7 protein-coding genes are annotated in these 7,797 nt (G+C 71.3%); 2 read left to right on the top strand and 5 right to left on the bottom strand.

Annotation, left to right across the window (positions count from 1 at the left end):
* Positions 1–223: TCP-1/cpn60 chaperonin family protein (locus MXD95_RS10970; protein ID WP_285223596.1), on the top strand; the 223-nt coding region annotated here is incomplete at its 5' end.
* A 254-nt stretch (positions 224–477) separates the two neighbouring features.
* On the top strand, positions 478–1,071 hold the full coding sequence (locus tag MXD95_RS10965; protein WP_250640476.1) for a TetR/AcrR family transcriptional regulator: 594 nt from the start codon (positions 478–480) through the stop codon (positions 1,069–1,071).
* Positions 1,072–1,101: 30 nt separating this feature from the next.
* Here the strand turns inward: MXD95_RS10965 and MXD95_RS10960 are convergent, their stop codons facing one another.
* From MXD95_RS10960 to MXD95_RS10940, 5 genes are all read right to left on the bottom strand, one after another.
* Complete coding sequence (locus MXD95_RS10960; protein ID WP_250640475.1) at positions 1,102–1,812, bottom strand: FMN-dependent NADH-azoreductase; 711 nt, start codon at positions 1,810–1,812, stop codon at positions 1,102–1,104.
* Between the two features lie 156 nt (positions 1,813–1,968).
* Entirely contained in the window at positions 1,969–2,814 is an 846-nt protein-coding gene (locus MXD95_RS10955) for a mycofactocin-coupled SDR family oxidoreductase (protein ID WP_250640474.1), read from the bottom strand.
* A gap of 104 nt (positions 2,815–2,918) precedes the next feature.
* A complete protein-coding gene (locus tag MXD95_RS10950; protein ID WP_250640478.1) occupies positions 2,919–4,010 on the bottom strand; it encodes a phosphotransferase in 1,092 nt (363 codons plus the stop codon).
* A 28-nt stretch (positions 4,011–4,038) separates the two neighbouring features.
* Positions 4,039–4,839 (bottom strand): ABC transporter ATP-binding protein, encoded by an 801-nt coding sequence (locus MXD95_RS10945; protein ID WP_250640472.1) that lies wholly within the window; start codon positions 4,837–4,839, stop codon positions 4,039–4,041.
* A complete protein-coding gene (locus MXD95_RS10940) occupies positions 4,836–7,718 on the bottom strand; it encodes a branched-chain amino acid ABC transporter permease/ATP-binding protein (protein WP_250640471.1) in 2,883 nt (960 codons plus the stop codon). Before MXD95_RS10940 ends, MXD95_RS10945 begins: the two co-directional genes overlap by 4 nt.
* Between the last annotated feature and the right edge of the window lie 79 nt (positions 7,719–7,797).

Here is a 7,797-nt window from a genome sequence, read left to right as displayed (position 1 = left end):
CCTCCCCACCGGCCACGGCCTCAACGCCGCCACCGGCGAGTACGTCGACCTCATCGCCACCGGCATCATCGACCCGGTCAAGGTCACCCGCTCGGCGCTGCAGAACGCCGCCTCCATCGCCGGGCTGCTGCTCACCACCGAGGCCGTGGTGGCCAACTCCCCGGAACACGCCGCGGCCGACGCCGCCGCGGTGGACGCCGCCATGCACCAACAGGGTTTCTGAGCCCTCGCTCAGGACCGTCGGCGGCCGACCTCGGTGGGCCGCCGACGGTCTCCGATCGCCCCCTCACCTCGCCGCGGCGCGTCGGGCCGGCCGTGGCCACCGCTGCGCGGAAGCACTGACACCACAACTTGACGGTAGAATCAAGTTCGTGGTCACGCAACCACAACATGAACTAGCCACAACATGAACTAGCCACAATGCGAACTAGTCACAACGTGAACCATTCCTCGCACAGTGAATGGGGGCGAGTAGCGGTGCCCGAGGCAGCCGGCTGCCCGCGGCTGCGCGCCGACGCGCGCCGCAACATCGAGAAGCTGCGGCAGGCCGCGGCGGACGCCTTCTCGGAACACGGCCTGGACACCCCGCTCGAGGTGATCGCGAAGCTGGCGGGGGTGAGCGTTGGCACGATCTACAACCGCTTCGGCAGCCGTGACGCTCTGCTCGACGTGGTCGTCACCGAGCTCGCCGACCGTCTGGTCAACCGCGCCTTGGCCGCCACCGAGACGCGGCATGGCCCGTGGGAGAGGCTGCTGACCTTCGTCGAGACCACCTGCCAGAGCCAGGCCGCCGACCCGGCGTTCAACGATGCGATCTCGCGGCGCTATCCCAACGCCCCCGCGCTGAAGGCCGTGTGCGACCGGTCGCTGGCGTTCGCCGCCGAACTGGCAGCGGCGGCCCAGGCCGAGGGGACGCTGCGCGGCGACGTCGGCGCCGATGACATCGGCCGCATCTTTCAGGTCAACGGTGACCTCGTGCGCGCCGGCGAGGACCTCGGCCGCCGCCGCGTCCTCGCGCTGCTCGTCGAAGGCCTGCGCGCCCGCCCCGAGGCTGCGCCCCTACCTCTGTAGTCCGCGCCCCCGGCAGCCCGGCCGCCGCCGCTACGCCGCCGTGGCCTCGCGGGCGGCGGACTCGGCGTCCTCCAGCGCCTGCGCCCGGGACCTCTCCCCGAGCGGGGCCAGATGCTCCATGCCCGGAATCCGCGCCGCCAGCGTCAGGTCCGCGACGATGAACCGCGGCTCCATCTCGAAGATCACCGACAGGACCGACTCCAGGTAGTTCAGCACGTGCTCGTGCGGTGCCCGCGGCGTGCCCGGCGCGTAGGAGCCGCCGCGGCTCGTCACCACCGTCACCGGCGTGCCCTTGACCTTCGAGTCCGGCGCGATCCCGGTGCGGCCGATCAGGATCACCTGGTCCAGCCACGCCTTCAGGCTGGAGGGCACCGTGAAGTTGTACATCGGCGCCCCGATCACCACCGCGTCGGCGGCCTCCAGCTCCTCGATCAGCACGACCCGACGCGCGAACGCCGCCGCCTGCCCCTCGGTGTGCACGGCCGGGTCCACCGCACCGGCGGTGTAGGCGTCCTCGGTGATGTGCGGCACCGGCTCGGCGGCCAGGTCACGGTAGATCACAGTCCCGCCCGGATTCGCCTCCGACCATGCCCGGCGGAAGGCCGCCGTGACGGCGCGGGACGTGGATGCCTCGCCGGCGAACGCGGACGAGTCGATGTGCAGCAGGGTGGCCATCGCGAGCTCCAGGGCAACGAAGGGCAGGGGCCGGGCGCGCCCAGGCACACCCGGGGCGAGGTCCACGGGGCCCCATATCTTGAAGGCACCATCAACTTCCGCCGAAGTGTACGCCTAACTTGAAGGGGCCATCAAATTAGGCCCCTGCCCTGAGCGTGCCAGTCCCCTGGATCGGCCGCGTGAACATGGTCGAGAGCGGCTCGCTCGTGATCAGCGCCGTGGCTACGGCATGGTGACACCGGCGTCGACGGGCAGCGTGATGCCGGTGACGGCACGGGCGTCGTCCGAGACAAGCCAGACGATCGCGTTGCTGACGTCGGAGGCGTCCAGAATGTTGATCGGCAGCAGTCGCGGCGACACGTTCAGGATGGCCGCGTTGTCCGGGTCCGCGTAGAGCGCGGCGAACTGCTCGTTCATCACCATCGGCGTGGCGACGCCCATCGGGTGGACGGTATTGACCCGGATCCGGTGCGGCCCGAGCAGCTTCGCGTAGCCCCGCATCAGCCCGACGACGCCGTGCTTCGACGCACTGTAGCCCGCGACGCCACCGGTGCCGTCATGCAGGCCGGCAAGGCCCGCGGTCGAACTGGTGATGACGATCGAGCCGCCGTCGCCCTGGTCGACCATGGGCTGGGCCGCGACTCGGATGGTGTTGAAGACGCCGGTCAGCATGACACCCACGGCATCGCCCCAGTTCTGGGTCGCGTCGTCCAGGGTTTCGTTCGGCCGGGCGATGTGCAGGATGCCCGCGTTCGCCAGCACGATGTCGAGCCGGCCGAACTCGGCGATGGTCTCCTTGACGGCGGCGTCCAGGGCGTGGATGTCGCGGACGTCGGCCACGACGGCCTTGCACCGACCGCCGGCCGCCTTGACCTGCGCGACCGTCTCATCAAGATCGTCAGGGGTGGCCATGGCGTAGGGAACGGAATCGATCTGGGCCGCGATGTCGAGCGCCACGATGTCGGCGCCCTCCCTGGCGAGCGCGACGGCGTGCGAGCGTCCCTGGCCGCGCGCCGCACCGGTGATGAACGCGACCTTGCCCCGCAGCTTGCCGGTCTTCTCAGTCATTCCTGTGCCTTTCTACGGATACCGGACGCCTATCCCAGAAGTTGATAGAAAGTGGTGATCGAGGACAGGTTGGGCGCCGTGACGAGCGGACGGCGGCCACCGGGTCAGTCGGCGAGCGCGGTGAGGGCGTCGTGGTCGGCGGCGGCGGTGCCGAGACGCTCCAGCAGCGCCGAGGTGATGGCCGGATCAACCTTGATCGTGATGCCCCACAGGTAGAAGCCGTGCAGGATGCCCCGACGCAGGCACGGCCAGGCCTCGTCCCAGCTCGGCGCCGGGGCACCGTACGCGCGCAGGCGCTCCAGGTAGTGCGTGAGGAGGTCGCGCTCGCGGTTTCGGCGGTCGGCGACGGTCAGCACCGAGGCGAGGTGATAGCCGACGTCGATGTACCAGGGCCCGCGCTGCGCGAGCTGCCAGTCCAGGAACGAGGGCCGTCCGGCGCCGTCCAGGTAGAGATTGCCGACATGCGGGTCGCCGTGAATCACGTTCCACGGCTCGGCCTGGGCCGTCCACGCGGCAAGCTCGCGGTACCTCGCCACGAGCCGCTCGGCGTCGCGCACCTCGGCCGGCACGCCGGCGCCGATCCACGAGTCGAAGTTGCCCGCGATCTCGCGCACGCCGCGCACCGCCAGGTAGACCTCAAGCCGGCTGCGTAGCCAGTCGACCTCGGCGAGTGATGGTGCGGCCCAGGTGCGGGCGTGCAGGAGGGCCAGCTCGTCGAGACTGGCGGCGGCCTGGTCCGGGGTGTAGTCGCTCGTCCCATCGAGGAAGACCGCGCCCTGGGGCACCACGTCCTCGGTGATGATGATGTTCTGGCCCGTGGCGGGGTCGACGTCCGCGTAGACGCAGCGCAACGTCCGGATGCCCGTGTGGTCGGCGAGATCGCGATAGAAGCCCGCCTCGGGCACGCCAGCCGGGCTGGCCTGCCGGGCGACCTCGCCGAAATAGCCCTTGACGCAGAGGTTCGGGGAGAGTCCGACGGGAATCCCGCCAGCACTCTCGATCCGGAACCGGGCGTTGGTCGAGACCCGGCTGACCACCGGACCAGGGGTGACCGCGGTGATCCCGATCCCGGGGAAACGGGTTCCCAGCGCCCGGCTCAGCCAACCGGGCGAAAGCGCGCGATCGAGATCGGCGGGTAACCCGATCTCACGGTCGGTCGGTGTCGTCGGCACGATCGGTTCTCCCAGGTCAGGCAGTTCTTCCCAGTCGGGCAGTTCTTCCAGGTCAGGCACCTGAGGCCGCCGATTCCGGTCGGCGGGCCGATGCCGGTTGGCGGTAGGTGCCGAGGTAGGCGCTCTCAAGCTGCTCAGGGTGCGCCGCCAGCTCCGTTGCCGGGCCGCGCAGCACGATCCGGCCACGGTTCAGGACGGCCGCCTCGTCGGCGGCGCCCAGCGCCAGGCCCACGTGTTGCTCGACGAGGACGACCGCACAGCCATGGTCGGTGGCGATCCGGGTGATGGCCGCGAACAGCGACTCGACGATGAGCGGCGCGAGACCCATGCTCAGCTCGTCCACGAGCAGCACCCGCGGCTGCTGGATCAGCGCGCGGGCCAGCGCCAGCATCTGCTGCTCACCGCCGGACAGCGCGCCGGCCTGGACCCGCCAGCGCTTCTCCAGGTCGGGAAAGGCATCCAGCATCGCCCGCGGTCTCGGCCCTCGCCGTCGGGTGGCGACCCGGAGGTTCTCCTCGACCGTCAGGCTGGAGAACAGCGCCCGATTGTCGGGGACAAGCACGAGGCCGGCCACGTTCGCCGCCGTCGGGCGGCCGGGGCGCAGCGGCGTGCCGTCGACGCTGATCTCGCCGGCCTGCGCGCGCAGCAGCCCCGCGAGGGTCAACAGCAGCGTGCTCTTGCCGGCGCCGTTCGGCCCGAGCAGAGCGAGGACCTGGCCCGTGCCAAGCGTCAGGTCGACGTCGTGGAACACCGCCGTCGTCCCGCGGCCGCCCGCGAGCCCCTGGCAGGCGAGCCGGGGCCGGTCACCCGCGGCGGACGAGGCCGGGTTGGCCGTCGTGGTCAGGCTGGTCATGAGATCACCACCGTCGCATCCGGAAGCTGAGCGGTTCCGTCCACGCCCATCGCAGGCTCGCCCGCGCCACCCGCGCCACCCGCGTCACCCGCGCCACCCGCGCCACCCGCGCCGCCGGTGCCACCCGCGCCGCCGGTGCCGTGCACCTGGCCAAGGTAGGCATCCGCGACGGCGCGGCTCGACCGGATCTCGGCCGGACTGCCCGCGGCGATGACCTTCCCGAAGTCGAGCACGTAGATGTAGTCGCAGATGTCCAGCACCAGGGCGACGTCGTGGTCAACGAGGAGCACGCCGACGCCGCTTCCGGCGATCCCGCGGATGCGCTCCCCCAGCCAGCGCGACTCGCGGGTGTCGAGGCCGGCCGCCGGTTCATCGAGCAGCAGCACCGACGGGTCGGTGGCACAGCCGCGGGCGAGCGAGACGAGCTGGCGCTCGCCGTGGCTGAGCGCGGCGGCCGGCCGCTCGGCGCGGTCGGTGATACCGAGCAGGCGCAGCGCCGAGGCCAGCGGGTCGGAGTGCCGGTGCCGGCCGGAGATCGCCGCGCTGACGTTCTCCGCGACGGTGAGGTCTTCGTAGAGGTCGAGGGACTGGAAGGTACGGGCGAGGCCGCGGTGGACGCGGGCGTGCGACGGGATGTCCTCGATCGGCGCACCGCCCAGGACGACCGTCCCGCTGGCCCGGGTGAAGCCGGTGATGGCGTCGATGACGCTGGTCTTGCCGGCGCCGTTCGGGCCGATGAGTCCGACGACGGAGCCGGGCGCCACCCGCAGCGAGACGTCGGAGACGGCGCGGACACCGCCATAGCGCACGGTCAGGCCGCTGACCTCCAGCGGCACACCCGCGCGCGGGGAGGGAACCACGCCGGGCGAAGCCGTCAGGACCGTGGCGGCTTCCTGCTCGACATCAGCGGCGCCCGGCGCGGGTGCGGCCGCTCCCGCGGGCCGCCGTCCCGCCCGCCAGGTCGCGATCCGATCCGCGAGCTCGTGGCCGGCGCTGGCCAGGCCCTCGGGGTGCCCGATCAGCACGAGGATCACCGAGAGGCCCGACAGGACGGGGAACCACTGGCCGAGGTGCGCCCAGCGGTCGACCGCGAGGAAGGTGATGCCGGTGCCGGCCATGACACCCGCGTTGACGCCGCCGAAGACCGAGGTCACACCGGCCAGGTAGGCCGTCGACATGAGGCTCAGGCCGCCGATCGCGGTATAGGCGTCGTAGGTGACGACACCGTTGCGGTAGGCCAGAAGGCTTCCGCCGAGGCCGGCGATGAAGGAGGCAAGAGCGAAGCTTGCGACCTTGACGCGGACGACGTTGATGCCGATTCCGGCGGCCGACCGCTCGTTCGCCCGAACGGCCAGCATCTCGGCGCCGAGCCGACTGGTGCGCAGCCTGGCGACGCCGAGGGCGACCAGCACCAGGACGATCAGGCACAGCAGACCGAACTGCAGCCGCGGGAACGCGTGCCCGACACCGACGCTGAGGTCAAGACCGAAGATCTTCGGCTGCCGGACCTGGCCGCCGGCGGTGCTGACGAAATCGGTGTTGCGGAACCAGACCGCCTCGATCGCGTAGGCCAGCGCCAGGGTGACGATGCCCAGGGTCAGACCGCGTAGGCGTAGCGCGGGCAGGCCGATCACCACGCCGAGCACCGTCGCGACGAGGGCGGCCAGCAGCGGCGCGAACGGGAACGGGATGTGCCAGCTCGTCGTGAGGCCGCTCAGGGAGAAGGCCGCGGCACCGGCCAGGGCGAGCTGCGCGAGCGAGACCTGGCCCGCGTATCCCGTCACGACGACGAGCGACAGCCCGATGATCGCGGCGATGAAGCTGCCGATGACGGCGCCGCGCCAGGTGCCGTGCGTGACGAGCAGGGCGACAACGCCGAGGACGGTGCCGCTCACCGTCGGTACCAGCAGGGAGCGTGGTCGCGGCGCGCGGCCGAGCGGCTGGCGCACGAGTCCGCCGCGGGCCGGGATCCCCCGGCCCGAGATCAGCAGCGCGACCAGGATGACGAGCAGCGGGACGAGCTCGGAGGTGCCCGTCGTCGGCAGCCAGGTGTGCTTCGCTGCCAGCGAGACCGCCTCGGACTGCAGCATGCCGATGGCGAGGCCAGCCGCGACGGTCGGGACGAGGCTCTGGAAGTTGCCGACGACCGCCGCCGCGAGGGCAGGAACGACGAACAGCGTGTAGGTCGTGGGGACGAGCGGGCTCAGCGGGGCGATGAGAATTCCGGCCGTGCCCGCGACGACACCACTGATCATCCAGTTGAACAGGGCGATCCGGTCCGGGGACACCCCGCTCACGTAGGCGCCGGTCGCGGACTCGGCGGCGGCCCGGGTCGTGAGGCCGAACCGGGTGAAGCGAAACACGGCGGTCAGTACCAGCGTGAGCACCAGCACGGTCACGGCCAGATAGAACCGGTCGGACAGCAGCCGCACGGAACCGGCCTGCCAGCGATGCGCGGGGAAGATCGTCGAGACGGAGACCGGCGCGGTCCCGATCCGGATCGCCACCACCGACTGGATGACCACCAGGACGCCGAGCGACGCCACCGCCCTGGCGAGCGGCGGCGCCTCCCGCAGGGGCCGGAAGACCAGCAGGTACAGCAGAACTCCCAGCACCGCGCCGAAGACGAGCGCGAGGAGCAGCGCCGGCACGAAACCGACATCCCCGCCGATGCCGACCGACACCGGTGGTCCGGGGAGAAGGAGCAGTAACTCACCTTGGCGCAGATAGGCATAGACATAGGCGACGTAGAGGGCGACCGCGCCGGTCGCGAAGTTGATGACGCCCGAGCTCCGATAGGTGAGCACGAGGGCCAGCGCGAGAGCCGCGTACACACCTCCGTTGCCAAGCCCGAGCAGGAGCGCACCGACGTGTTCCATCACGATCTCCCGTTGTCCAGGTCAACGCCGCGGCCAGGCAGTGGTCGACGCGGCGGGGCTGGCGCGAACGCGCGGGCTG

It is taken from the genome of Frankia sp. AiPa1 (assembly GCF_023243075.1).
GTDB lineage: Bacteria > Actinomycetota > Actinomycetes > Frankiales > Frankiaceae > Frankia.
This window is presented reverse-complemented; position numbering and strand designations above follow the sequence as displayed.

Bases quoted from the DNA above. Each gene is read 5' to 3' on its own strand.
- MXD95_RS10955 (WP_250640474.1), bottom strand. From the start codon at position 2,814: ATGACTGAGAAGACCGGCAAGCTGCGGGGCAAGGTCGCGTTCATCACC.
- MXD95_RS10940 (WP_250640471.1), bottom strand. From the start codon at position 7,718: ATGGAACACGTCGGTGCGCTCCTGCTCGGGCTTGGCAACGGAGGTGTG.
- MXD95_RS10945 (WP_250640472.1), bottom strand. From the start codon at position 4,839: ATGACCAGCCTGACCACGACGGCCAACCCGGCCTCGTCCGCCGCGGGT.